Here is a 1,858-nt window from a genome sequence, read left to right as displayed (position 1 = left end):
GAGGGCTTCTTTTTGGGCATTTGTCAGGGTAATTTTCATGGACACAATCTTGATCTGATAGGAAGGAAAAATCAAGCAGCTTCAATTACGATGGGTATAGTTCAAAGTCAGACGTTTACCCGATATCTGATCGGCATAAAGCGTTATATTGATAGAGGCAGGGGAGGATGATGTATCAGAAATTTTCACCTCAAAAGCAGTCTTAAGTACATTGGGGACAGACAAACAGTTTTCTATTTCCGTACAAAGTGTTCCAGTAGCAGAAAAGAGCGTAAGATAATTTGTATTTGTGATCTCACGTCCGCCGAAAATCTCTTTCATGGACTTGAACGTATGTTTTTTGCGGATTTCATTGGCAAGTTTTTCTGAATAGGCATTAAGTTTTGCTCGTATATTGTTTCTATTCAGGTTTTTGATTGAATTGATATGAGAAGGTACATTGGAAACGGCTGATGCCCCTTTTGTGGCAGCAGTTAAAAACTCAGTTTTATCAAAGCCCATTGATGTTGCTGCATTGACGGGTGAAAAATGTTGATAGGATTTAAATGAAGGGTCCAGTTGATAGGTTTTACCGCCGTGTATAACTTCCGTCCAAATGTGCAGAATATCAACATTCTTTGCTGTTCCACCAGTCACAACACACTGATTATTACCTTCTACTTTCACACATGCAGGAATACCACCATTTCCAAGAGTTGTTGCTAAAAGGGTTGCATTATTCTCGACGCCAAGTAGGTTGGCTATCATTTCAGCCGGAATCGTTGTGACACCATAACGATAATCAGCTTTGATACAGGATTGGCGTAACAGTGTGACGTGCAGCATATTCTGATCCATGTTATTCCCACGGCGGTCAAGAATAGTGCCTAACGGGCCTTTTTTCAGGCCAAAAGTAGCCGAATAGTCAATACCGTAATATACATACTCATAAATCAGCTCCAGATTGTAATTAAGAGCCCGCGCCAGCTCCCTAATTTCCGGATCAGCTGGAGGAGGTTTACAGGCCAGAGGGTTTGCGAGATTTGATACTGTTTGAAATTGAGTCTTTGTTGATGCAATGCTTGTAAAAGTCACGAAAAAAAAAGATAGAGTTAATGAAATAAGGGATAAGAATTTGAGGAATTTATTCATGATAAGCGATCCTTGTTTAAAAAACGCCAAATACAGAATAAAATAAATTAGTGGTAGAGCTTATTTCTTTAAAATATCACTGATAGACCTTATTTATGGTAATTTAATTTATTTTGGATGCTCAGGCGATTTTTGGGGTTTAGGGGTAATTATCGTAGTAATAATTTCTTGATCAAGAGTATTTTCTGTAACTTTTGAAGAAAAAAATTCATGTCCAAAATTAGCACGTTTAAAGCCATACTTTGTTATTTCCCCCACTGGCGGTTCATGGCTTAGTATCGTATCAATATTGAGTTTTATACTCTCTTTTTCTGCGTACTCCTGTGCATTAGTTTGTGTGGATAAAGAAGAGGGTGGGACTACACGTTTGTTAAGAAATTCAGTCGCTTCTTGTGGTGTGACAGGTGGTAAATTCAGCATCCCAACTATGGGAGGGGAAGGATCTGGGGAGGTTTCAGCAAAAGCATTATTCCCCAAATTCACAAATGAAAACATCCCCCAAAAAAATAGTATTTGATATAATTGCTGAAACATATTGGTGTCCTCCAAAAAATAGTTTTTTAAAATAGAATAAAGGTACCCCATCAGATAATTGAATTTTTGTTAGGAGATGTAAATAAATATGTTTCTTGGATTCGACTAATAAGTGCAATTTCTAAGAAAGGCGGTCAGTTGCTATAGTAGGCATCTTTCTCGCCAAAGGAAAATGCACTATGACCTATACACA

The 1,858-nt window shown here is 37.8% G+C and carries 2 protein-coding genes; both read right to left on the bottom strand.

The genetic code is table 11. The features are described 5' to 3' along the window. Positions 1-81 precede the first annotated feature (81 nt). Entirely contained in the window at positions 82-1,131 is a 1,050-nt protein-coding gene (locus tag Xinn_RS20615; protein ID WP_153043427.1) for a transglutaminase domain-containing protein, read from the bottom strand. Positions 1,132-1,239: 108 nt separating this feature from the next. Beyond that, a complete protein-coding gene (locus Xinn_RS20610; RefSeq protein WP_086953012.1) occupies positions 1,240-1,665 on the bottom strand; it encodes a hypothetical protein in 426 nt (141 codons plus the stop codon). Between the last annotated feature and the right edge of the window lie 193 nt (positions 1,666-1,858).

The sequence above is a fragment of the Xenorhabdus innexi genome (genome assembly GCF_002632485.1).
GTDB lineage: Bacteria > Pseudomonadota > Gammaproteobacteria > Enterobacterales > Enterobacteriaceae > Xenorhabdus > Xenorhabdus innexi.
Note: the sequence above shows the minus strand (reverse complement) of the source record. Positions and strands in the feature narration are given on the sequence as shown.